22 protein-coding genes and 1 riboswitch are annotated in these 23,893 nt (G+C 48.1%); of the genes, 6 read left to right on the top strand and 16 right to left on the bottom strand.

The genetic code is table 11. The annotated features are described in order from the left end of the window. Nucleotides 1-72 precede the first annotated feature (72 nt). The 5 genes from recQ to ACFVS2_RS24280 form a co-directional block, all read right to left on the bottom strand. Nucleotides 73-1,848, bottom strand: coding sequence for a DNA helicase RecQ (recQ, locus tag ACFVS2_RS24300; protein WP_390238469.1), 1,776 nt, complete (start codon nt 1,846-1,848; stop codon nt 73-75). Between the two features lie 396 nt (nt 1,849-2,244). Further along, a complete protein-coding gene (locus ACFVS2_RS24295; RefSeq protein ID WP_390238466.1) occupies nt 2,245-2,790 on the bottom strand; it encodes a VanZ family protein in 546 nt (181 codons plus the stop codon). Next, entirely contained in the window at nt 2,783-3,646 is an 864-nt protein-coding gene (locus tag ACFVS2_RS24290; protein ID WP_390238463.1) for a D-alanyl-D-alanine carboxypeptidase family protein, read from the bottom strand. Before ACFVS2_RS24290 ends, ACFVS2_RS24295 begins: the two co-directional genes overlap by 8 nt. Nucleotides 3,647-3,760: 114 nt before the next feature. Further along, the gene (locus ACFVS2_RS24285) at nt 3,761-4,870 is read right to left on the bottom strand and encodes a sensor histidine kinase (RefSeq protein ID WP_173619882.1); all 1,110 of its coding nucleotides are present in this window, start codon (nt 4,868-4,870) and stop codon (nt 3,761-3,763) included. Continuing rightward, nucleotides 4,860-5,549, bottom strand: a complete 690-nt coding sequence (locus tag ACFVS2_RS24280) for a response regulator transcription factor (RefSeq protein ID WP_217367750.1) — start codon at nt 5,547-5,549, stop codon at nt 4,860-4,862. Before ACFVS2_RS24280 ends, ACFVS2_RS24285 begins: the two co-directional genes overlap by 11 nt. Nucleotides 5,550-5,748: 199 nt before the next feature. Between ACFVS2_RS24280 and ACFVS2_RS24275 the strand changes: the two genes are divergently transcribed. Beyond that, nucleotides 5,749-6,516 carry an SDR family oxidoreductase gene (locus ACFVS2_RS24275; protein ID WP_390238460.1) on the top strand — a complete coding sequence of 256 codons (768 nt, stop codon included), beginning with the start codon at nt 5,749-5,751 and terminating at the stop codon, nt 6,514-6,516. Nucleotides 6,517-6,580: 64 nt separating this feature from the next. Here ACFVS2_RS24275 and fumC read toward each other — a convergent pair whose 3' ends face one another. The 11 genes from fumC to ACFVS2_RS24220 form a co-directional block, all read right to left on the bottom strand. Further along, the gene (gene fumC / locus ACFVS2_RS24270; RefSeq protein ID WP_173619885.1) at nt 6,581-7,969 is read right to left on the bottom strand and encodes a class II fumarate hydratase; all 1,389 of its coding nucleotides are present in this window, start codon (nt 7,967-7,969) and stop codon (nt 6,581-6,583) included. A gap of 606 nt (nt 7,970-8,575) precedes the next feature. Beyond that, nucleotides 8,576-9,271 carry an MgtC/SapB family protein gene (locus ACFVS2_RS24265; RefSeq protein ID WP_173619886.1) on the bottom strand — a complete coding sequence of 232 codons (696 nt, stop codon included), beginning with the start codon at nt 9,269-9,271 and terminating at the stop codon, nt 8,576-8,578. Between the two features lie 155 nt (nt 9,272-9,426). Beyond that, nucleotides 9,427-10,782, bottom strand: a complete 1,356-nt coding sequence (locus tag ACFVS2_RS24260) for an MATE family efflux transporter (RefSeq protein WP_390238456.1) — start codon at nt 10,780-10,782, stop codon at nt 9,427-9,429. Nucleotides 10,783-10,950: 168 nt separating this feature from the next. Beyond that, nucleotides 10,951-12,435, bottom strand: coding sequence for a lytic polysaccharide monooxygenase (locus ACFVS2_RS24255; RefSeq protein WP_390238453.1), 1,485 nt, complete (start codon nt 12,433-12,435; stop codon nt 10,951-10,953). A 236-nt stretch (nt 12,436-12,671) separates the two neighbouring features. Further along, the gene (locus tag ACFVS2_RS24250) at nt 12,672-14,381 is read right to left on the bottom strand and encodes an adenine deaminase (protein WP_390238451.1); all 1,710 of its coding nucleotides are present in this window, start codon (nt 14,379-14,381) and stop codon (nt 12,672-12,674) included. Between the two features lie 18 nt (nt 14,382-14,399). Then, nucleotides 14,400-15,461, bottom strand: coding sequence for an ABC transporter ATP-binding protein (locus ACFVS2_RS24245; RefSeq protein WP_173619890.1), 1,062 nt, complete (start codon nt 15,459-15,461; stop codon nt 14,400-14,402). 15 nt (nt 15,462-15,476) lie between these two features. Continuing rightward, nucleotides 15,477-16,265: an ABC transporter permease gene (locus tag ACFVS2_RS24240; protein ID WP_017252586.1), complete on the bottom strand. Its 789-nt coding sequence runs from the start codon at nt 16,263-16,265 to the stop codon at nt 15,477-15,479. Between the two features lie 5 nt (nt 16,266-16,270). Next, on the bottom strand, nt 16,271-17,092 hold the full coding sequence (locus ACFVS2_RS24235) for an ABC transporter permease (RefSeq protein WP_007724617.1): 822 nt from the start codon (nt 17,090-17,092) through the stop codon (nt 16,271-16,273). A gap of 26 nt (nt 17,093-17,118) precedes the next feature. Next, on the bottom strand, nt 17,119-18,048 hold the full coding sequence (locus ACFVS2_RS24230) for a nucleoside hydrolase (protein ID WP_390238447.1): 930 nt from the start codon (nt 18,046-18,048) through the stop codon (nt 17,119-17,121). A 187-nt stretch (nt 18,049-18,235) separates the two neighbouring features. Beyond that, nucleotides 18,236-19,309, bottom strand: a complete 1,074-nt coding sequence (locus tag ACFVS2_RS24225) for an ABC transporter substrate-binding protein (protein ID WP_173619893.1) — start codon at nt 19,307-19,309, stop codon at nt 18,236-18,238. Between the two features lie 197 nt (nt 19,310-19,506). Continuing rightward, nucleotides 19,507-19,863: a DUF2294 domain-containing protein gene (locus ACFVS2_RS24220; RefSeq protein ID WP_173619927.1), complete on the bottom strand. Its 357-nt coding sequence runs from the start codon at nt 19,861-19,863 to the stop codon at nt 19,507-19,509. A 220-nt stretch (nt 19,864-20,083) separates the two neighbouring features. Next, a riboswitch (SAM riboswitch) is annotated at nt 20,084-20,186 on the top strand. A 101-nt stretch (nt 20,187-20,287) separates the two neighbouring features. Between ACFVS2_RS24220 and ACFVS2_RS24215 the strand changes: the two genes are divergently transcribed. The 5 genes from ACFVS2_RS24215 (at nt 20,288) to ACFVS2_RS24195 (ending at nt 23,725) form a co-directional block, all read left to right on the top strand. Next, nucleotides 20,288-21,118, top strand: a complete 831-nt coding sequence (locus tag ACFVS2_RS24215; RefSeq protein ID WP_173619894.1) for a MetQ/NlpA family ABC transporter substrate-binding protein — start codon at nt 20,288-20,290, stop codon at nt 21,116-21,118. A 42-nt stretch (nt 21,119-21,160) separates the two neighbouring features. Then, the gene (locus ACFVS2_RS24210) at nt 21,161-22,198 is read left to right on the top strand and encodes a methionine ABC transporter ATP-binding protein (RefSeq protein ID WP_173619895.1); all 1,038 of its coding nucleotides are present in this window, start codon (nt 21,161-21,163) and stop codon (nt 22,196-22,198) included. Further along, entirely contained in the window at nt 22,198-22,860 is a 663-nt protein-coding gene (locus tag ACFVS2_RS24205) for a methionine ABC transporter permease (RefSeq protein WP_390238443.1), read from the top strand. The genes ACFVS2_RS24210 and ACFVS2_RS24205 overlap by 1 nt, the downstream gene beginning before the upstream one ends. 149 nt (nt 22,861-23,009) lie before the next feature. Next, nucleotides 23,010-23,444: a hypothetical protein gene (locus ACFVS2_RS24200; RefSeq protein WP_007724637.1), complete on the top strand. Its 435-nt coding sequence runs from the start codon at nt 23,010-23,012 to the stop codon at nt 23,442-23,444. Then, a complete protein-coding gene (locus tag ACFVS2_RS24195; RefSeq protein WP_390238441.1) occupies nt 23,432-23,725 on the top strand; it encodes a YxcD family protein in 294 nt (97 codons plus the stop codon). Before ACFVS2_RS24200 ends, ACFVS2_RS24195 begins: the two co-directional genes overlap by 13 nt. The last annotated feature ends 168 nt before the right edge of the window (nt 23,726-23,893 follow it).

The following is a 23,893-nucleotide window of genomic DNA, read 5'->3' as shown; positions in this document are numbered from 1 at the left end:
AAATTCTGGGTTGCTATCTAACTATAGCAGGCATATGGAAGGAAAAATAGCAAAAAAGCCGTGACGTAAATGTCACGACTTGATCGCTGTATAGTTCTGTAAACACTCCAGAAAGAGTTCTCCATATTTCTCGAATTTCGCCTCGCCTACTCCTTTGATCTGGAGCATGGCCTGTTTGTCAGTCGGACAAACACTGCTCATTTCCTTCAAGGTACTGTCTGGGAAAATCACGTACGGCGGTACTTTTTGTCGCGTCGAGATTTCCTTACGCAATGCACGTAGATGCTCGAACAACTCGTCATCCTCTGTTAGCTGTACAGGACGTATCGAGATTTTTTGCACGACGCGCTCTTCGCCCCTCAGAACAGGCAATGCCCGCTCCCCCAGCTTTACGATTGGATATTGGCTCTCCGTCACTTGCAAATAGCCTTCGGCAATGAGGAGCTGGATCAAGTCTGCGATCTCTTTTTCCTTGTATTCCTTCATCAAACCATACGTAGGCAACTCGTCGAAGGAAAACTGGGTGACCTTTTTATTCTTGGAGCCTTTGAGTACCTGCGCGACGAGTGCGGCACCGAAGCGCTCTCTCATACGTTTGACGCAGGAGAAAATCTTCTGCGCTTCGAGCGTAATATCGGACAGCTCGGTCTCATCGGTGCAGTTCCCGCAGCGTCCGCACGTGACAGCATCTGTTTCGCCGAAGTATTGCACGATGTTTTGCTGCAAGCAGCGCGGCGTCCGGCAATAGTCGATCATCGCGTACAGCTTTTTGTACTCAAGCTCCTTGCGCTCGTCCAGCAGTTGATTCTGCTCGATGAAAAACGTTTGCGTCTGGATATCCTGTGGCTGAAACAGTAGAATACACTCACTTGGCTCCCCATCGCGTCCCGCACGGCCTGCTTCTTGGTAATACGCCTCTAGGTTTTTCGGCATGTTGTAATGAATGACGTAGCGCACATTGGACTTGTCGATGCCCATACCAAATGCGTTGGTCGCGACCATCGTCCGGACATCATCGTACAGAAATGCCTCCTGGTTGGCCGCACGCTCCTCTTCCGTCAGTCCTGCATGGTATTTGGTCACAGCAAAGCCACGCTTGTCCAAATCTGCATGCAAGGCGTCCACGTCTTTTCTCGTTGCCGCATAAATAATGCCCGCCTGCTGCTTATTCGCACGCAAGTACGCCTGAATGAATTCTCGACGGTTCTCCCCCTTGCGTACAGACAAGATGAGATTGTCTCTGCCAAAGCCTGTGATAAAAAGGCGCTCGTCCTGTAATTCTAGCTGTAGCTTGATGTCCTCTGTTACCTCCGGAGTCGCTGTCGCCGTCAAGGCTGCGACGAGCGGGCGCTGTGGCAAGGATCGAAGAAAACGGGCAATCGCCAAATAGCTCGGACGGAAATCGTGTCCCCACTGCGAGACGCAATGCGCTTCGTCCACTGCTATAAACGAAATCGGTACATCCTGAATCAGGTTTTGGAACGCCTCGGATTCCAAACGCTCTGGAGCGATGTACAACAGCTTGTACTCTCCTCGAGCCGCCATACGCAGTCGGTCGCGAACCTCGCTATAATCCAGTGAGCTGTTAATTTGGGTGGCGGGAATGCCCATGCTGACCAGCACGTCGACCTGATCCTTCATCAGCGAGATGAGTGGGGAGATCACGATGGTTACGCCGTCCTGGAGCATCGCTGGGACTTGATAACAGATGGATTTCCCGCCACCTGTGGGCATGATGCCTACGGTGTCATGTCCAGCTAACAGGCTCGTGATGATTTTCTTCTGGCCTTCACGAAATGATTCGTAGCCAAAGTACTTTCGTAAAATCTCTTGCGCTTTATCTAACAAAGAGAATCACCTTCTCTTTCGACAGGAATTTTCAATGGGTCTCTATTAGTGTAAACATAGGGATTGGGACAAAACAAGGGGGGACTGGTTTGTTTGAGTCAACATTGTGGAGGAGAAGAAAAAGCACAGTTCTCTTCGACTCTGACACGCCCACAAGGGTGATTCACTGTCCGTCTCCACTTAAAAAAGGGGACCGTCGAGCCAAAGCCACCCTACGGGCGGAAGTTTCTCAAGGGAGAAGTGTTCGACAAGCGTGGTCCCCTTTTTTAAGTTCCGACTGGGTAGGCGTTGTCAAGGTCTGCGAGCCCTGTGCTTTTTCTTCTCACCGGCTTTGGCGGTCATCCATACCTTTTCAAAAATAGCAAAAAAGCACCACATGGGTGCCTGATAAGTAGCCTATGAAGAGACGGACAAGACGAACCGTTTTTTCTGTATTACCCAAATGAACAAGTACACGATATATCCGATCATCCCGCCCACTGTATTCAGGAGTAAATCATCGACATCAAACGTTCCTACATCCATCACGAGCTGTGTCAGCTCCACACCGAGGCTCAGCATCAGGGATAGCAGGGTGACTCTGAACAGGGAACCGGTTTGTTTCGGAAACAGGAGCGGCAGCAGGAAGCCTAGCGGCATGAATGCGATCACGTTGCCTACGAAGTTCACGGCACTATGCCAGCTTTGATAATACCGAATCCCTTTGACATAGTTTTCGATTTCATGAAACGGCACCAAATTACTTTGGTAACGCAACCGCTTCACAATCACAGACGGATCGCTCCAAATGATTTTCCACTGATCTAATAACAAGCTGGTATCTAAACTGCCGAATTTAAACAGCAATATTTTCACGACGAGAAACAAATAAAGGGCAAACACTGCATAACCAGCAATAGCAAGCAGCTCTGTTGGTCTCTCCATTTTTTGCACGTTATCCATTGTCAAACCCTCTCTCCATCAGTTTTTTTGTCTCTGTAAAACGAGTTGCATCTCCTTCAGCGCCCATCACGACGGAAATGAGCCGCTTGTCCCCCCGCTTCGCTGTTGCCGTGAAGTAATACCCGGCAGCATTGGTATAACCCGTTTTGAGCCCGTCTAGCCCTGCGATACTCCAATCAGCGTTTTCCCCATCGAGCTTGAGGTTGTTTGTATTGGATAGCTCGCCCGTCGATTTGACAACATCGGGGAAGTCGTTGAGCAAGTGGTACGCGAGCATTCCTACATCGCGAGCCGTCATTTCGTTTTGACCATATCCAGTATCCAATCCGGTCGCATTTACAAACGAGGATGACCTCAGATTCAGCTCGGCTGCCTTCAAATTCATTTGTTCCGCAAATGCGGAGGTGCTGCCTGCCAAATATTCGCCGATTGCCACCGCTGCATTGTTTGCAGAGCCAATCGCCATCGCTTCATACAAGTCTTTTATCGGATAGGCCTCTCCTGCGACAAGATGGACCCGTGATCCCCCAGTCGCAGCCGCATTCTCAGATACGACGATCTGGTCATCCCAATCGACTCGCTCTTCCTTAATGGCTTCGAGGAGCATATATTCAGTCATCATTTTTGACATGCTTGCTACCGGGTAAGGCGTATCCGCATTTTGTTCGTACATGATTTCTCCTGTCTGGCTATCCAACAGAATCGCTGCCTGTGCATCGACCTTCTCGTATGTTTTTTCCGTTAGCGTAATGGGTCCTTGGAATTTCCAATCTGCTTCTACTGAGTCTGAATCGCGCAAAAGCGTCAACCCGACGAATATAGTCAGCATGAGCACAGCCCATGTTGTTTTCCTCATAAAAAAAGCCCTCCTACATCTGCAAAAACAAAGGTTGTAACCTTCATGCAGTCAGGATAGACTTTTCGATTAAAATTAACGGAAACGAAAGGTAAAGAAAAAGTAAAGCTTTTCTCAAATGCTTGAAATTGTATGTGGGAGCCAAACCGTGAAGGTCGTCCATTCCTTTGTACTTTCGACGGAAATGCTGCCTTGGTGTAGGTCGATGATGCTTTTGGCGATAGCGAGACCGAGACCCGAGCCTCCTGTCTCTTTCGAACGTGAGCCCTCCACCCGAAAAAAGCGTTCAAACAAGCTCGGCACATATTCAGCCGGGATCGGCGCTCCGTTATTGGCGACAGAAATCGCGATACCTTCTTCTTGCTGGAAGACGCGAATGACAATTTCCGTACCATCGCGTCCATATTTCACGGCGTTGGAAATAAGGTTTTCCAGAACCCGAACGAGCTTGTCTGTATCTCCTGCCATTTCAATTTTTTGATCAGGCGTATCTACGACTAAACGCAGCCCTGCCTCATTCGCTACGAGTCGAAAGCCTACCGATACTTGCTCAACCAGCTCTACCAAGTCAAACTCCGTTCGGTTTAAATATGCCCCGCGATTGCGGACCTTCGTGTACTCAAACAAATCATTGACGAGCACATTCATCTGCTTGGCCTTCTCGTAGGCGATATGGGCGTAATGCTTGAGCTTCTCTTCGTCCTTGTATTTGTTCTGCTCAATCAGTCCTAGGTAGCCAATGATAGAGGTCAACGGTGTTCGCAGATCATGGGAAACGTTGGTGATCAGCTCATCCTTCGATTGTTCCAGCCGCCGCTCCTCCTCCATCGCATCCAAGGCGCTTTTGACCAGAGCATGGATGCTATCGACGACTTGGCCCAAGCTGCCGTTCGGACGAATGGAAATCTGGTGATGATAATTGCCTTTTGCAATGAAATGCAGCTCGCTTATGATTTGCGCCATCTGCTTTTGTTCCAGGTACTTGCGGATACGAACGACCGACCACGCCGCAAACATACCGGTTGCCAACAAAATAATTGGGATTTTGAAGGAGTTGATATCGAAATTGATCCGCAACCTCCAGATGAACTCTCTGATTTCCGGGATGGTGTACAAATAGTTGTTAGCAAAAAAATCAGCCATCTGAAAAACAGCGTAGATGATCATGAGGCCAAGCAGCAAATCGAAAAGGATGCGGATAAAATCCTTGGCTCTAAGCTTCAATTTTATAGCCGACCCCCCAGACCGTCTGTATCACCTTTTCGCCATTGGTCGCCTTCTCCAGTTTTTCCCGCAGGTTGCTGATGTGAACCATCACCGTCTTGTAGGAAACGAAATTCTCCATTTTCCAGCAACGGTCAAAAATTTCTTCCGAGCTGAATACTCGATTCGGATGACTTGCCAGAAGATGCAGGACGGAAAATTCCAATGCCGTCAGCTTGACCGGGGTGCCTTCTTTTGTCTGAACGAAGTGACTTTGCTTGTCGATAATCAATGGCCCCGCCTCAATCACATGATCCTGTTTGCTTGCCTGCGTGTAGTTCGACCGTCGCAGGAGAGACTTGACCCGCGCAATCACTTCCAGCGGATTAAACGGCTTCGCCACGTAATCGTCTGCGCCCGTCATCAAGCCCAGGATTTTGTCCATATCATTCGTTTTGGCACTCGCCATCAAAATGGGGATGGTCGAATTTTTTCGTATTCGCTTGGTAACTTCCAGCCCATCCAGATTGGGCATCATCACATCCAGAATGACGAGATCGATGGGCTTCTGCTCCAGCCTCTCCATCGCTTCCAGACCGTCAAAAGCCTTTTCGATCTCATACCCTTCGTTGCTCAAATATATCGCCATCAGCTCTACAATCTCTTTGTCGTCATCTACAATCAAAATCCTCACGGACAAACACCTCCGAACTCGTACATGGTAGATATAGATAGCATCACTATAACAAGAATTGTTTAAGAAAAGGTAAAGCAAGTAATTGTTCATTATCATTATCGCCATTCCGTTCACGAGACCAACCGAGCGAATGAGAGAGCAATATTTCAAACATCCCCTTGTGTTATAACTAACTTGAATTTCAATCAAGGGAGATGAAACCATGAGTAATTTAAAAGGGAAAATTGCATTGGTTACCGGAGCAAGCCGTGGGATTGGTCGTGGCATCGCATTACGTCTGGCACAGGATGGCGCATTGGTCGTCGTACACTATGGAAGACGACAAGAAGAAGCAGAAGCAGTCGTACATGAGATTGAACGAACGGGAGGCCAAGCATTCGCAATCGGTGCGGACTTGCGCACCCTTGACGGCATTCGCGATTTCTATGCGACATTGGACGAAGCACTGCAGAAACGTACAGGAGATCATCATTTTGACATTCTCGTCAATAACGCAGGCATCGGACAAATCTTAACCTTGGAAGAGGCTACCGAGGAATCGTTTGACGAGGTCATGAACATCAATGTCAAAGCACCGTTTTTTATGATCCAACAAGCTTTGCCCCACCTAAGAGAGGAAGGCCGTATCATCAATCTCTCATCCTTTGTGACTCGTGCAGCTTCCCCAAGTGTGTTTACTTATAGTATATCGAAGGGGGCTATTAACACACTGACGCTAGCTCTGGCTAAACAACTGGGGAGCCGTCATATTACGGTAAACGCGATCCTGCCTGGCATTATTAATACGGAGATGAATGCTGGCACGTTGCAAAATAATCCGGATGGGCAAAAGTACGCCGCTGGACTTTCCACCTTCAACAGATGGGGAGAGCCTGATGATGTAGCGGATATTGCCGCCTTTCTCGCTTCCTCGGACAGCCGTTGGGTAACCGGTCAATTGATTGACGCCAGTGGCGGTTCGCATCTGTAATGGTTCTAAAAAAAAATAACCGATGACCACAATCACGGGAGCATCGGTTATTTTTATGAAGATACTATTCTTTTGGATGAATCATTTGTTCAGGGCGCACGACTTGATCGAATTGCTCTTCGGTCAGCAAATTGCTCTTGATCGCCGCTTCCTTGAGTGTGATGCCTTCTTTGTGAGCCAGCTTCGCTACGGCTGCCGCATTTTCATAGCCAATATGCGGGTTCAGTGCCGTCACCAGCATCAACGAGTTGTTCAGGTTTTCTTTGATCACTGTCAGATCAGGCTCGATGCCTACTGCGCAATTGTCGTTGAAGGACTTCATCGCGTCTGCCAACAATCTTGCGGATTGCAGGAAATTGTAGATGATCACTGGCTTAAACACGTTCAGCTCGAAGTTCCCCTGGCTAGCAGCAAAGCCAATGGCAGCATCGTTGCCCATCACTTGGCATACGACCATTGTCATCGCTTCGCTTTGGGTCGGATTCACCTTGCCTGGCATGATGGAGCTGCCTGGCTCGTTCGCCGGAATGATAAGTTCACCGATTCCGCAACGTGGGCCGCTGGCCAGCCATCTCACGTCATTGGCGATTTTCATCAGATCCGCAGCCAGTGCTTTCAGGGCACCATGTACATGAACGAGCTCGTCATGGCTGGTCAGCGCGTGGAACTTGTTTTCTGCGGTCACGAATTGGTGCTTGGTTTCCTTACTGATTTCTGCTGCGACCATTTCACCGAAGCGCGGGTGCGCATTGATGCCTGTTCCTACCGCTGTACCACCAATCGCCAGCTCACGCAGGTACTCATTGCTCTCCTTGATCATCTTTTCCGATTTTTCCAGCATGCGTACCCAACCGCTGAATTCTTGGCCCAGCGTCAGCGGAGTCGCGTCCTGCAAATGCGTGCGACCGATTTTGATGATATCCATATAGGCTTCGCTTTTTTCTTTCAGCGTTGCTTGTAACAGCTTAATTGCAGGCAGTACTTGCTCCTCGATAGCGACCAGTCCAGCCATGTGCATCGCTGTCGGGAATGTATCATTGGAGCTCTGCGATTTATTCACATCATCGTTGGCGTGGATGCGAGCCGAGCTACCCTTCTCTTGCAGCAATTGGTTCGCGCGATGAGCAATGACTTCGTTGACGTTCATGTTGGATTGCGTGCCGCTGCCAGTTTGCCAGACAACCAGCGGGAAATGCTCATCCCATTTTCCTTGGACCACTTCATCTGCTGCCGCCACAATCGCTTCTGCCTTTTCATTGTCGAGCTTGCCCAGCTTTTGATTCGCTAGAGCAGCGCTTTTTTTCAGGATGGCAAACATGCGAATCAGTGGAAGTGGCATTTTTTCTTCGCCGATTTCAAAGTTTTGGAAGCTGCGTTGTGTTTGGGCGCCCCACAGCTTATCCGCCGGAACCTTGATTTCTCCAATCGTGTCCTTTTCAATTCTGAATTCCATCTCGCATCCTCCTCAATATCGAACGTTTTACTTATGTCAAAAAGGAAATGAAGCAGTTCTTCTCCATTAAAATGATAATGATTTTCATTCTTATTATCAAGAGATGAAGTGTTTTTTCTGGAAAAATCAAATATATTGTTGTCCTCAAACGGTTGTGGTCGGGGGAAGCCCTGCCACATGTCTTCCAGTCGCCTGTATCCTCTCTTCGTTCGGGCGGTCTCCTTCTAGACATGTGACAGTGCTTTCGTACAGCTTATGAGTAGTAGGAGCTTTTACAACGTTTTATAAGCAATTCAGGGAGACTTCATGAGCTCCCTTTCAAGAAGTAATCAAAAAGCCGCGTAGAAGAAGCGCATTTCCAGTCCAAGCGCCTCTGGAGCCCGACCCAGCGCAGGGAAAAATGGCGGGGAATTTCAGCTTCACTTATGAAATCCTTCTTCGAAACATCTACGTTTGAAGCGCTCCCGCCATTTTTTCCGAAGCGGACAGTCTTCACCCTCAGCAGGGCGGAGGCCGAAGCGTAGACTGGAAATGCGCTTCTTCCCTCACGACAGCAACTAAAAAAGACGAAAGCCACACATGGCCTCCGTCTTCTAGTATTCCTTATTATCTGCTTTCTACTTCTACCGAAATGACGTGATCGACGGCCTTCAGCAAGCTGTATATATCCGTCGTATACGTATTTTCCGATGCTGTAATCATCATTTCCAGCTTTTGCAAACTATTGTCCAAGTCTTTGACCTTCACCCGCTTCACTTGCAGTTCGAGGTGCTTAATCTGCTTGAACACCAAATCCAAATCGCCCCCGCCTTCGACCACAATCTTGATCGACAAATCTCTTTGTCTGAGTGATTCTGGACCAATCAAGCGAAGAAGGATCGGGAACAAATTAATCGCCAAAATAATGAGGATCGTCGCGGTCACTGCCTCAAAATAAAATCCTGCTCCTACTGCAATCCCAAGTCCAGAAGCTGCCCAGACCATCGATGCTGTGGTCAAACCCGAAATGACATCATTACTCCGGCGTAGAATAACACCAGCCCCAAGGAAACCTACACCGCTCACAATTTGAGCAGCCAAGCGCAGAGGGTCCATATTCGTGTGTCCAGGCAAGGAGAACCGATGCACGGATTCAATCGAGACAATCGTAATGAGACAGCTCGCAACCGAAATAACCATGCTGGTTTTTACACCCAGCGGCTTGTGCTTGAGCTGCCGATCCATACCAATCATCAAGCCTAGAAATAGTGCAACTCCTAGTTTTAGCAAAAAATCATACGTCGTGAATACCGAGAGTGACATGAGTCTCTCCCCCCATCTGCATTGATGTCAGGTTATCTTCCATCGTCTATGATAAGAAGTATATCTGGTCTTTCACCTAGTGTAAACGGGGCTTTCATTCTTCATGCAAAAAGCGGAAAACCCCCACTTCAGGGATTTTCCGCTTATCTGTTTCCTTATGAATGGCTGCGAATCATGCGTTTCTGTAACGACAGCAGACGTCCAAAAAGGAAGATGGCACCAGCAGCCAATCCCGTAATCAGACCAATCCAGTATCCGAATGCTGCCAGCGAAGTGAATTTCGCCAGGATGTATCCCAAAGGCAAGCCAATCACCCAATAAGATATCAGCGCAACGATAAAGGTAATGGTCACATCCTTGTACCCACGAAGTACCCCTTGAATTGGTGCTGCGACGGCATCAGAGATCAGGAAGAGGATCGAGTACATCAAGAAATGCTGGGCAAGCTCCAACACCTCGATGTCGGTCGTGTAAAAACCAGCCACCTGCTTGCTAAACATCAGCAAGCTGATTCCAAACAAGAGGGCGATACCAAGCGCGATACCTATCCCCAAATAACTGTACTGCTTCGCGTCCCGGAACCTTTTGGCTCCAACCTCAAAGCCGACGACAATCGTCAACGCCATGGATATGCTCAATGGCACCATGTACAGGAATGATGCGAAGTTCATCGCGGCCTGATGCGCCGCAATTGTAATCGTGCTGTATTCACTCATGAACAAAGTGACGGCCGCAAAAATGCTAACCTCGCAAAAGATCGAAAATCCGATGGGAAGCCCCAGCTTCAGCAGCTCTTTCCATGCTTTCGTCGAGATACGATGGAATTGAGAGAACAAACCGAACTCAACGAATGGATGTACACGATTCACGACAAACAGCGTAATCAGCAAAATACACCAGTACGTTATGCCAGATGCAAGCCCGGCACCGATTCCACCCAGTCGAGGCAAACCAAAGTTACCAAAGATAAGAGCGTAGTTCAGTAGTACGTTAATCGGTAACGAAAGCAGGGTAATGAACATCGTTACCCGTGTCTGTCCTAATGCGTCGATAAAGCAACGGAACACCGTATAAAGAAACATCGGAATAATTCCAATAGCGATTGTATGCAGGAAGCCGCGAGCAATCGTGCGCACCTCAGGCTCCAATTGCATCCAGTTCAGGATCGGATCAAGCACCAAACCACCGACGATGATGACACCGACCGCAATCCCCACACTCAAGTATAAGGCCTGCATAACCGTGTAAGGCACCTGATTTTGTTTCCCTGCCCCAACCATCTGTGCAACCATCGGCATGACAGCCATCAGAATCCCCGTCAAGCCTGCTTGAACAGGTGTCCATAGACTAGCCCCAATCGCTACCCCCGCCAAATCTGTCGGACTGGCATGTCCAGACATGATGGTGTCGGCGAACGTCATCGAAAACAGCGCCAGTTGTGATATCAAGATCGGAAGCAAAACAGCCAAAAACTGTCGCCATTTTTCTTTTAGCGAATAGGTTTCATTCATTTTTCATTTCCTTCTAACCTTATAAGATGGGAAAACAATCCCGCATCAACTGTGGTCGGAGACTGTTTATCGTTCAAATTATAAGTATATCAAAACAAGTAGGAATCAGCAAAATAGTGGCTGCATTTACACAACAAAGCCCAGGCAGTTCACCCGGGCTTTGCAACATTATTCAGCCAGCTTCCATACATCGGCTTTCCCTGGCTCTTCGCCTTTGGTCCACCATTTCGCCTCATAAACCTTGTCTCCGTAGTTCACTTGCGCTCCGCCATCATATGCTTTGCCGGAATCCCACGACAGTACGACATCGCTCACCAGCTTCCACGCATCGGAATGGTCTGGCTTTTCTCCAGTTACCCACCATTTTGCTACGAATTCCAGTCCATCATACAAGACGCGGTCGCCCTGTACATACACAGCTGAGGAATCCCACTCGACGATTTCACCTGGTACTTCAGGCTTTTTCTCCTTTGTGCTTGCAGCAAAAGGTGCGCTCTCTTCGGAAATATTTCCTGCGGCATCAACTGCCTTGACCGTATACGTATAAGATGTTCCTGCCGTTAATCCTTTATCAACAAAGGAAGGCTGCGCGACTGTCCCTACGCGAGAACCATCACGGTACACCTCGTATTTCACCACACCAACATTGTCACGGGAAGGACTCCACATGAGGTCGATTTCTGTCTCTGTTGGATGGTGAGTCATGATTCCTGCTGGTGCAGTCGGTGCTTCTGTATCCACGATATCTTCTGCTTTTGTGCGAACGGTAAGTGCTTTGCTAGCGTTAGACTCTTTCCCTTTGCTATCAACTGCCACAACGGTATAGCTATAAGCCGTAGCAGGCGTCAAATCTTTGTCCGTGTATGCTGTTTCTTTGGTAGATGCGATTAATTTGCCATCGCGATACACGTCGTACTGCTTGATTCCCTCAGTTGCCACGGATTTTGTCCAGCCAAGCTCGATGCTTGTAGCTGTTTGCGATACGGAAGTCACATTGCCTGGAACAGTAGGCTTTTCTACGATACCTGTTCCATTGTTAATCAGATTCACGTCAATCGCCTGGTAAAAGGCCATGCCCGTATCGGCAATTTCCCAAACACCCAAAATAATGTGGTAACCGCTACGATCTGTCGGTACATTGCACGAATGCGTTACCGTGAATGGCGGTCTTTTCCCTCCGTCCTGGAACGAGCAGAACAGTTCCAGATCAGCTCGGGAAAGTGGCTTGTTTGGATTCCAATCTTTTTTCGTGATGTAATATTTCCACTCCGCTGTACTATGCGGGGCTGTCAGATTCCAAGTAAACGCATTTTGTCCACCCTGCAAGGTAATCTTGGTCCAGCGATCTGCTGTTTGTGTGTAAAGCTCAGGATAGCGGCCTGCACCGGTAAATTCACCATCGGCAGGACCAGATTGCGGGAACGAACCAATGCCCTCCACGCTTTGCGGCTCATACTGAATTTGACCGCAGCCTGTGTTTTGCCCCGTCTTACACAAGTAAGAGCGACTCGCTGGTGATTCGATGTACCCGTGTGCCGAGGCTTTCTCAGCAAACACGAGAGTAGCTGCGCCCGCCACCAGCATCATAGCCAGCATGAACAAAAGCGACAGCCCTTTACTGAACAGTGTGTTTCTCAACCCTACGTTATCCATTTATTTATCTCCTCTTTCCTGGATTAGGATCGAATACCATGTTACAGAAAATTTTCCCAATCTCCCAGATTCTGAATACCTAAACCAAAACCTACCAAATACCCGAATTCCAGTCAGAAAATAGGGAGATGATTCAGGAATGTATACCTATGCATGAAAATTTATATGCTTCTTTCGGGACTATTAGATCAAAAAAAGTTGCTTGCCGAAAACTTTCTTTTCAGCAAGCAACTTTTTCACATCAATAGCAACGGAACAATTTTCCCGTCATTTACATCGATCAACCCCAGATCCGTCAGCTTCAAGGCTGGACTGACCGGTAGTGAATGCGTGCTGATCGACATGATCGGGTTGTAGTGATCGTAACCGAGCGACTCCATAGCACGGCGAAGTTGTTCGACTTCCTTTGCGGTTTTTTCCAATGGTTCCTCTGTCAAAATGCCTCCGACCGGCAAATGAAGGCTCGCGATCACCTTGCCATCCTCCACCACGTAAAAACCACCTTGGTTGCGAATGACTTCATTGGCTGCGACCATCATATCGTACGGATTGTGTCCGACAACCAAGAGATTGTGGTTGTCATGCGAATAGCTGGTGGCTACCGCACCTCGCTTGATCGTATCGCCGCTGATCAATCCATAGCCGCGATTGCGGTTTTTGCCATAGCGTTCAAAGACGGCGATCAAGCCGTACGGGCTCTCCTCCCACAAGAGTTGTCCTTCCCGCACCTCAGCGATTCCACGGTGATCCTCTGTAAAAGTAGAACCGTTTTGAACGAGCATGACCCGACATGGATAGCGATTGTCTGGCACATCTACTGTGACGTGGAAGTCTTGCTCCGTAAGTGGCGATAGCTTGATGCTCTCATAAAAGTGAGCAGGAAACTGCTTTTCTTTGACCACTTGTCGGTACTCTTCCTTGACGTCGTACGCTTTCTTCCCATTTTTATAGACGCGTTCGATCTTGAGTTCATGCAGATCAGACAACAACAGGAAGTCCGCTATTTTGCCAGGAGCAATCGCCCCTCGATCCGTCATGTTCATACGTCTGGCTGGGGTAAATGTACTCGCGTAGATCGCGCGCTCTGGCTGCATGCCCATTTGAATGGCTTTTTTCACGATATGGTTCAAATGTCCACGATTGACCAAAGAATCGGTCATCACATCATCCGTCACAAAACAAAAATGCTCAGAAACATCTTCCTTGATCAAATAATCCATGACTTCATCCGTCATCGATTTTTCTTGAATCTCTAGAAACATGCCTGCTGCAATTCTCGCTTCCATGCCCTCACGCGTCTGGTGCGTATGATCGGAGTCCACTCCCGCATAAATGACGCGATGCAGGTCCAAATCAAGCAATTTCGGGACGTGCCCCTCGATGACGAGCTTTGGATACGTCTTGCGGATATGCTCCAGGATGCGATTCGTCTTGCAGTCAGGGTCCTTGATGATGTCTACGTAATTCATGATTTCGCCGAGGCAAATGATCTCTTCGGAACGCAATAGCTCGTCCATGTCTGCAATCTCGACAGACCCACCTGTCGTTTCCATCGAGGTAGCTGGTACGGAGCTCGGGATCGCATACAGCATATCAACGACACAATCACGGCTCGCACGAATCATCTCTTTGATCCCTTCAATTCCGAACACATTGGCCATCTCATGCGGCTCCGGTACGATCGTTGTCACTCCGTTTTGAATCAAGCCAAAGGAAAATGTCTCCGGCGTCACCATCGTGCTCTCAATATGCAAGTGAATATCGACCAGACCAGGAATCATGTAGCGACCTTGTCCGTCCGCGATCTCGGCAGCTTCAAATGTTTCCGTACTCCGCTCACCAATATAGAAGAATCGTCCATCCAAAACAGCGACGTTTCCTTTGATGAACTTTTTAAAATAGCTGTTAAACACTTGGACGTCTTGAATCAACAAATCGACCTTCACGAAAATAACCTCCTGTCTTTAGTCCACGAGTACCACTTTGTCTTTTGGAAACAGCAGATTGACGTTCAGGCCAGTCTTGTAAGGCGTTTCCATCTCCTGATTGACTGTGAAGTCGCCCAACTCTGTTTCCACGACATATTGATAGCTGCGTCCCAAAAACGTGCTTACCTTTACCGTTCCGCGCAAACGGTTCATTCCCGACTCGGTGCTCTCTTCTGTCGTTACGAGAAGGTCATCTGGTCGCATTGCGCATTTTTTGCCGGACGGATTCGCCGTGCCCGGATTTTTGGACGCGGTAAAATGATGGTCACCGACACGCAGGCCGATTTCTCCGTTCTGCTCGGTGCGCTCTGCGAAGTCGATGAAGTTGGTAAAACCGATAAAGCGAGCGATAAACTCCGTCTTCGGATATTTGAAAATCGTGGCTGGATCGTCGAGCTGCTCGATCACACCCTTGTTCATAATCGCCACCTGATCCGAGATGGAGAAGCACTCCTCCTGGTCATGCGATACGTACACAGTCGTAATTCCCAGCTCCTGCTGAATGCGACGGATTTCTACTCGCATGTTGATCCGCAGGTTGGCATCTAGGTTACTGAGCGGCTCATCGAACAGCAGCAGGTCAGGCTGAATCACCAGTGCCCGGGCAATCGCCACGCGCTGTCTTTGACCACCGGACAGCTCCTTCGGGAAACGCTTTTCATAGCCGCCGAGACTCACGACTTCGAGAATTTGCTGCACCCGGGTCTTTACCTCTGTTTCATTGACCTTGCGCAGGCGCAAACCGAATGCCACGTTATCGAATACAGAAAGGTGCGGAAACAGCGCATAGCTCTGGAACACAAACCCGAAGTTGCGCTTGTTGACCGGAACCCGCGTATAATCTTTTCCGTCAAACATGAACCGACCATCTTTTGCTTCCAGAAAGCCCGCAATCAAGCGCAGTGTCGTCGTCTTTCCGCAACCGCTCGGACCGAGCAAAGAGATGAGCTGTCCTTTTTCGATATTGAGATTGAAGTTTTGCAAAATATATTGATTGTCATAGGCAACCGATACGTTTTCCAGCGTGAGCAATGCCATGAGTTGATGCCTCCGTTATCGTTTTGTAAAGTAGGAAAGCCCCATCAGACGTTCAATGATGAACATGAGAATAGCCGTAAGAATCATGAGCAGCACGGAAATAGCAGCGATCGTCGGATCGAAGTTGTTTTCTACGTACGTCAGCATCTGGATCGGCAGCGTGCTTACCCCTGGTCCTGTCATGAAAACAGAGATATCTACGTTGTTGAACGACTCCAGAAAAGCGATCAGAATCGCAGCAATAATCCCGGAGCGAATATTCGGCAAGACGACTTTGAAAAAGGTTTCGAGACGACCTGCCCCAAGGCTTAAAGCCGCTTCTTCAATGGCGAAGTCAAAATTGGACAAGGAAGATGCAATGACGCGAATGATAAACGGAAGCATCAGCACCGTATGACCGACGAGAAGTCCCGCATAAATCGGCAAATTGTACACGACAATGACGTATTTCAGCATGGCAAAGCCCATCACGATACCCGGAATCAGGACAGGTGAGATGAAAATGCCATTCAAGATGCCCTTGCCGCGAAAATCAAAGCGACTGAGTGCATAGGCTGCTGGAATCCCCAACAAGAGCGCCAAGAGATTCCCCAGCAAGGAAACGAACATCGAAGTCTTGAATGTCGTCATGAACATTTCTACATTGAAAATGTTTTCGTACCACCGCCAGGAAAAGCCCTCCGGCGGAAACTTCAAGACGCTCCCCGGCTCAAACGACGTAAAAGAAATGATAATGAGCGGCCCTAGCAAAAACAGAAAGACGAGAGAGGTAAACAGGGCCAACCCGCGATTTTTCTCCTGCATAACTTCTACCCCTTCGGATTTAATTTCGTCGCCAGCTTGTTCATAAAATAGATGACGACAAATGTAATGACAATCATGATCGTGGCAATGACAGAAGCCAAATGCCAGTCATTGAGCGTAATCGCATTTTGATACAGGAACGTGGAGATGACCCGCTGTTTTCCACCTAGCAGGGCAGGCGTGGTGTAGGCGGTCAAGCTTCCGACAAACACCAGAATGCTGCCGATGATGAGTCCCGGTACACTAAGTGGCACAATGACCTTCCAGAAGGCAGTCAACTTGGAAGCACCCAAGCTCTCCGCCGCCTTCAGCAAATCTGGATCGATGTTTTCCATCACCCCTACCAGCGTAATAATGATCAGCGGCAGGAACAGATGAATCAAGCCAATCATCATCGCAGTCGGCGTATACAATATTTCCAACGGCTTATCGATGAGCCCGATTGCAAGCAGCGAGCTATTCAATAAGCCCTTTTTTCCGAGAATAATCATCCAAGAGAACGACCGCACGACAGAGCTAGTCAGCAAAGGAAAAATCGCCAATGCCAGCAAGATACCCTTTTTGCGTGGGCCCAGCTTGGAAATGTAGTACGCGGCAGGAAAACCAATCAGAACACACGCAATCGTCGTGACTAGACTAACCTGCAGCGTTGTCAGCATAATTTTCAGGAAGTACGCGTCGGTAAGAAATTGCAGATAGCCTTGAATCGTAAAGCTACCATCTTGATAAAAGGTGGATGCAATCGTCATCACGATCGGAATGACCATGAACAGCGTCAAAAACAGCACACCCGGCAACAGCAATAAATAAAGACCCGTTTTTCTCATCTGATTAACTCCCGTTCACGGTATCGTCAGGCTTTCAATGCGCCGATAAAACGCGCAAAGAACGCATCTGCATCTACGTCCAGACAGACGTTTATGTTCGGTTCTTTTTTCAGGCGGTTTTGAAAGTCGCAAACCGTTTGCCCATCACACAGCTCACTTCTCGTTTCGATATCTACATACAGCTTCTGCTTCTTCACCAGCTTCGGATCGAGTGCAACTGCGACAGCCAATGGATCATGCATGGCGCACGCATAGATGCCATTTCGCTGAAAATAGCGATGTAGGTAATCAGACGTACTCTGTCTTACGTACTCGCCCATCGGTGTATCTCCTAGCTCGCGAATATGCTCCTCGTTCAGCAGCACTCTTCGCGTCACATCCAGCCCAACCAGCGTCAATTGCGGGAATCCGGCATGAAACACAACCTTCGCTGCCTCTGGATCGACGTACATGTTATACTCCGCAACCGGCGTCACATTGCCATGCTCGCGGACCACTCCACCCATGAAAATGACTTCCTTGACGTGTTGGACCAGCTCCGGGCATTTTTTCACTGCCAGCGCCAAATTGGTCAACGGTCCCGTCATGATGAGTGTAATCTCTCTGGAATGCGCGAGTACGTTTTCCACGATGAAATCAGGAGCAAAGCCAGCAGTCGGTTCCTTGTAAATCGGAACTCCGGCAAGGGCACCTCCCAAGCCATCTTCACCATGTACAGCGTGCTCGAAAAATAACGGCCGCAGCAACGGTTCAGATGCTCCACAGACAACAGGGATTTGCTCACCGACTTGCAAGAAATCGAGAATTTTGCATGTGTTTTCTGTAGCTTTTTGCAGCGACACGTTGCCATTCACCGTAGTGATGCCAACCAGATCAAATTGCCCGCTCTTCACAGCGAGAATAATGCCAAGCGCATCATCAATGCCCGTATCCACGTCAAGAATGATCTTTTGCACGAGTGGTCCTCCTCACGTTCATTCCTCATAAGAAAACTTCTATCGAGGCCAATTCAACGTGGAGCGACCGCGTTTTAGCGGAATGTTTTCATGCGCTCCGGAATTTATTTTATAATTTCCTATACGTTGAAAAACGAGGGTATATCCGAAATTGTCTATACCCTCGCCCTTTGTTTTCTATCGTTCGTTATTGCGTGATTTCACGATTCCAACGGTCAATCCATGCTTTAGAGTGCTCGTTAACGAATTTCATGTCCAGCATTTTCAGCTTGCTTACGGTTTCTTCCCCGTACGTTACGCCTTTTGCTTCTTCTTCTGTCAGTTGAACAGACTTATTTACAGGGGAATCGATTTTTGCTTTTGCTGTTTTTTCCTGAACTTCCTTGCTCAGCTGGTAGTTGATGAAGTCTTCAGCCAGCGCTTTGTTTTTCGAGCCTTTTACGATGTTAACCGTATTCATGACCGCATATCCGCCGCTTGCAGGTTGTACGAAAACAGCTTCTGGAACAGCGGCTTTGATGTCTTTGAAGTACATTTCCATGATCGGTCCTACGCCGATTTCTTCTTGACCAAACATGTTCACGTATTCGGAAGTCTTATCGTAGAATTTCACTACATTTTGGTTGACTTCTTTCATTTTCGCAAAGGCTTGATCCTCGTTAAATTCCTTGCTGCCCGCGACCGCAGAAGCACTGTCGAGAACCATCGGGCCAGTTGTGGACGTAATGCTTGGCAGTGTCAACTTGCCCGTCAGCTCTGGGTTCCACAGGTCTTTCCAATCCTTGATCTCTGTTTTCACAAGCTTTGGATTGTAGGCAATCCCGAATTGGCCAATTGTGTAAGCTGGACCGTACTCCTCGCCCAGTGGTGCTTTGGCGATGTCGTAGATTTGATCCAGGTTCGGGATGCGGCTGCGGTCGATTTTTTCAAATGCGCCACTCTCAATCCCTTGCTGTGCATAGTAGTCAGAGAGGTAGATCAAGTCTACATCGGAGCTTCCTTGGCGAATTTTGTTCAGTCGTTCTGCGTTGTTCCCGATTTCCAGCACGATTTTCACGTTATGTTCTTTTTCAAACGGCTCATATACTTCTTTGCGGAAAAAGTCTTCGGAAAAGCCCCATGTGGAAATGACCAGCTTTTGTGGCTCACCCTTGGCTTCACCGCCAGCTCCTCCCGCTTGTGGTTGATCATTGCTGCCACAGCCAGCGAGAGCCAGTGACATCATAGAAAAAGACAGAATTCCAGCAAGTAATTTTTTCATCGTAATTCTCCTCCAGTTGGGTTCATTTGATGACAAAATATGGTGATACAATAAAAAGAAAAGTACCCTTGATTAGAACGTATCATTCTAAACAAGAGCACTTTTCTTCGTAAACAAAGAGAAGTGACACCCGTTTTTACGCAAAGTCTACGGTCTCCTCTTAAGATAGATCAAAAGAGAAAATCCGAACGATTGCGTCAGGTATTCAGTTCTGATTCAGCTAAAATAACATTCGTGATCGCCCACTGCGTAGGCGCATCATAGTCCCGTAGCACAGCTTCCAACGGCAACCCCATCTCTACTTCCAGTCGCTCTCGCAGTTTCTTCTTATAAAGAAGGGACATCCGAAAATCGACTTCGAGCTTGAGGGCCGGTGCTTCTCCTTCTAACGCTTCTGAGCGCGGAGAGCGGCGATGCTTGGCTTGGAACGTAATCATCTGATTTTCAATCGTGACTCGGAGCAATGTCGTTCCAAATCCGAACAACTCTTTTGCTATCTCATTATAGATGGCAGACAGCTTTTTTCTGGTTTCATTGGAGTCCACTAGAGTCATGTCATCACCTGCGATAGCTGGTATCGGGTTCATTCGCTCTCATTATACAAATGATTTTCCGATTCTTCAATAGAATATTCGTATTTAGATCAATTTCACATTTTTCCACCAAGTCATTCGTTTGCAAAAACAGTTGACACCTAAAAAATCAGTCGTTATAATCCAACTATCCAAATAAGAATTAACAACAATGTTTGGAATGATAATTTCATAGCACATTCTCTTATGAAGAGAGGTTGAGGGACTGGCCCTATGACACCTCGGCAACCTATCGCAAACGATACGGTGCCAAATCCAGCGGAATTTATTCCGACAGATAAGAGAGGTATTGTTGCAGTGTGGATACATACTCGCAGTTTTCGCCTCTTCTGTCGGAAGAGGCTTTTTCTATTCCATCTTACATCCAGAGAAAAGGGGTATTTTCATGAAAAAGACTGGTCTACTGCTCACTACACTACTGCTCGCTGCATCGCTCGTAACGGCTTGCGGCGGTAAACAAGAAGCTGCACCTGCTAACGGCGGCACTGCTGCTGAGCAAACCTCACTCAAGGTGGGCGTCACTGGCGGCCCGCACGAAGAGATTCTCAACAAAGTAAAAGAAGTCGCCAAAGGCAAAGGGCTCGACGTCGAAGTCGTCGTTTTCAACGATTACGTACAGCCGAACCAAGCTCTCGATAAAGGAAATCTCGATGTAAACAGCTTCCAAACCATCCCGTTCTTGGCGAAGTTCAATCAAGATCACAAAACAAAGATCGTCGAGGTTGGAAAAACCGTCACGTACCCGATGGGCCTGTACTCCACCAAGCATAAAAAAGTCGAGGACATCCCTGCTGGCGGCGTTGTCGGCATTCAAAACGACCCTACCAACCGAGCACGCGCCCTGCTACTCTATCAGGCAGCTGGCTTGATTAAGCTCAAGGATGGCGTGGGTGACAACGCAACACCACTGGACATCGTAGAAAATCCAAAAAATTTGCAATTCAAAGAGCTGGAGGCTGCTTTCCTGGCGCGCTCGCTGAGCAACGTAGAGGTCGCTTCGATTAATACGAACTTCGCAATGGAAGCTGGCTACTCCCCGCAAAAAGATGCGATCTTCGCTGAGACAGCTGACTCTCCATATGTAAACATTTTGGCAGTCAACGAAACCAACAAAGACAACCCCGCTGTCAAAAAGCTGGTGGACATCTACCGCTCGGAAGAAGTGAAAAAATTCATCGACGAACGTTTTGAAGGAGCTGTACTGCCGTCCTGGTAAGATCGAAGCCAGGAACATCAAGAACAACAAGGAGAACTCGTTATGATACAGCTAACCGATATTCATAAGTCGTATCAAGTAGGAAACAAGCAGGTAGAAGCATTGAAGGGCGTATCCCTGCAGGTGGAAAAAGGGCAAATCTACGGGGTTATCGGCTTTAGCGGAGCGGGGAAAAGCACCCTGCTCCGTACCATCAACCTGTTGGAGAAGCCGACTAGCGGTTCTGTGATCGTCAATGGCCAGAACATGCTGACCCTCAAGGAAAAAGAGCTGCGGCAAGCTCGCAAAAAGATCGGGATAATTTTTCAACACTTCAACCTGCTCTCTTCCTATAATGTCTTTGACAATGTGGCGGAAATCTTGCGGATGAATCGCGTCCCTAAAGATGTCATTAAGCGCAAGGTAGAAGACCTTCTCGGCTTGGTTGGCTTGTCTGATAAAGCAAACGCTTATCCTTCTCAGCTATCCGGTGGACAAAAGCAACGGGTGGGCATCGCTCGTGCGCTTGCGACTGATCCGGAAATCCTGCTCTGTGACGAAGCGACTTCCGCTCTCGACCCGCAGACGACCGAATCGATCCTGGAGCTGTTGCTCGACATCAATCGAAAGTTTAACCTGACCATCGTGCTGATTACGCATGAGATGCAGGTCATCAAAAAAATCTGCGATCAGGTAGCCATCATGGAAAACGGTGTCGTCATCGAGCAAGGCTCTGTTCTGGATGTTTTCAGCAATCCGCAAGAGCAAACGACCCGTAATTTTATCAAAACGGTTTTCGACGATCAGGTACCACAGGAGATTTTGTCCAAAATAAAAGAAACCGGACCCGTTTCCAAAATTGTTCGCGTTGCCTTTCGCGGGGATGCTGCTCTCGATCCTGTTCTAGGAACACTATCTGCACGTTTTCCGATTAGCACCAATCTGTTGTATGGCTCGATTACGACCATAAAAGGAACAGCGCTCGGCATTCTGCTTTTGCACATATCCGGCGAAGAACAAGACATTCAAGATGGCATTCGCTACTTGCGCGAATCCGTCTACCGCGTAGATATTGTGTCACCAGAGGAGGTGCGGAGCTAATGGAGCGTTTGATTGATATGATTCCGGTATTCGGGCAATCTCTGCAAGAGACTGTCATCATGGTTGGAATTTCGCTGTTCATTGCGACGTTGATCGGGATTCCGCTCGGGATTTTGTTGGTCATCACACAGGCGAATCACCTTTTCCCGAACAGAATCATCTATCACACCCTGAATACGATCATCAACATTGTGCGTTCGTTGCCTTTTATTATCCTGATGGTTGCGATCATTCCTTTTACAGAGTTGATCGTGGGCACTTCGATTGGAATTGAAGGAGCAATTGTGCCGCTCATCGTCTATACCTCGCCTTACATCTCACGCCTGATGGAAACGGCCCTGCATGACGTAGATCGTGGCGTTATCGAAGCGTACCAGGCAATGGGCGCATCCCGGACGCAGATTATTTTTCGCATCATGCTGCGTGAAGCACGGCCCGGCATCGTCCTCTGCCTGACCATTGCGACCATCGGTTTGATTGGGGCTACTGCTATGGCCGGAGCAGTCGGTGCCGGCGGACTTGGCGATCTCGCCTTGCGCTACGGCTACCAGCAATGGGACATCGAAGTCATGATCATTACTGTCGTTATCCTCGTCGTCCTGGTACAGCTCATTCAATCGTTGGGTAACTGGGCAGCCCGAAAACTGAAAAAGAGCGCGTAAATCGAAGAACCCCTGACGAGATCGCTTGTCAGGGGCTTTTTTGTAGGTATTTAGACCGAGCGTCACTGAAAGTTCGTTGGAATTTCGCTCAATATTCATGTAGACTTATATATACAAGTCATTTAAATGAGAGGGGCTACTCAAATAACATGAAAAAACTCATCATGATGTTGGTTGCCGTAATGCTCGTACTCGCTCCGGCCGGAGGATTCATTGATCATGCCGATGCGAAAGGCTATAAGTCTGGGAAAAAATCTTTTAACTCTAATACGGCTCCTACGAACACGCAAACGCCTAACAAAGCAGATACGAATGTAAATGCTTCAACAAATAAAGGCACTACAACAACTCCTGCTGCTACAGCAAGCAAAAGCGGCGGATTCATGAAAGGTCTCATGATTGGTGGTCTGGCTGGTTTGCTGTTCGGATCCCTGTTCGGTGACATGGGTATCCTGGGCTCCATCCTTGGCTTCATGATCAACCTGATGGCGATCCTCGCTGTGATTATCCTGATCCGCAAAGTGATCGTCTACTTCAAAAACAAGCGTGAGAAAGAACAGGAACTGAACGCATGGAAAAGATAACTTTTTCCGAACAAGATATCATTAATGCGATCTGTATTCACGCAGCCTACAAAAAACAGTTGAAGCCACAAGATATCTCCGTCGAGCTGATGTGGGACGAAGAGTACGGCTTTTCTGCTGAAGTACACTGGATGGAGCGCCAACAAGTCTTCATCGAGATGAATATGATTGAAGCGGTTCGCTACTACCTGGAGACCCAGATGCAGCGCAACCCTTATTCCGCCGGTATCGAGCTGGTATTGGACGACGAACAAGGGATCATCGCTCATATCACCTACTAACACTGGATAATCATTTGTTAACCCAAGGCCAATTTGTTCACGCATGTGAGCAGGTTGGCTTTTTACATATTGAATTTGACCTCATTACGTTATATACTTTACTTTAGTGAAAATGATTATCATTACTACATTTACTTATACAGGTACATACTTTGTTTAAAAAGGAGT

Origin of the sequence: Brevibacillus sp. NPDC058079, from assembly GCF_042885155.1 — a bacterium.
Classification (GTDB): domain Bacteria; phylum Bacillota; class Bacilli; order Brevibacillales; family Brevibacillaceae; genus Brevibacillus.
The sequence above is the reverse complement of the archived record's forward strand: the minus strand, read 5'-3'. Positions and strand labels throughout refer to the sequence as shown.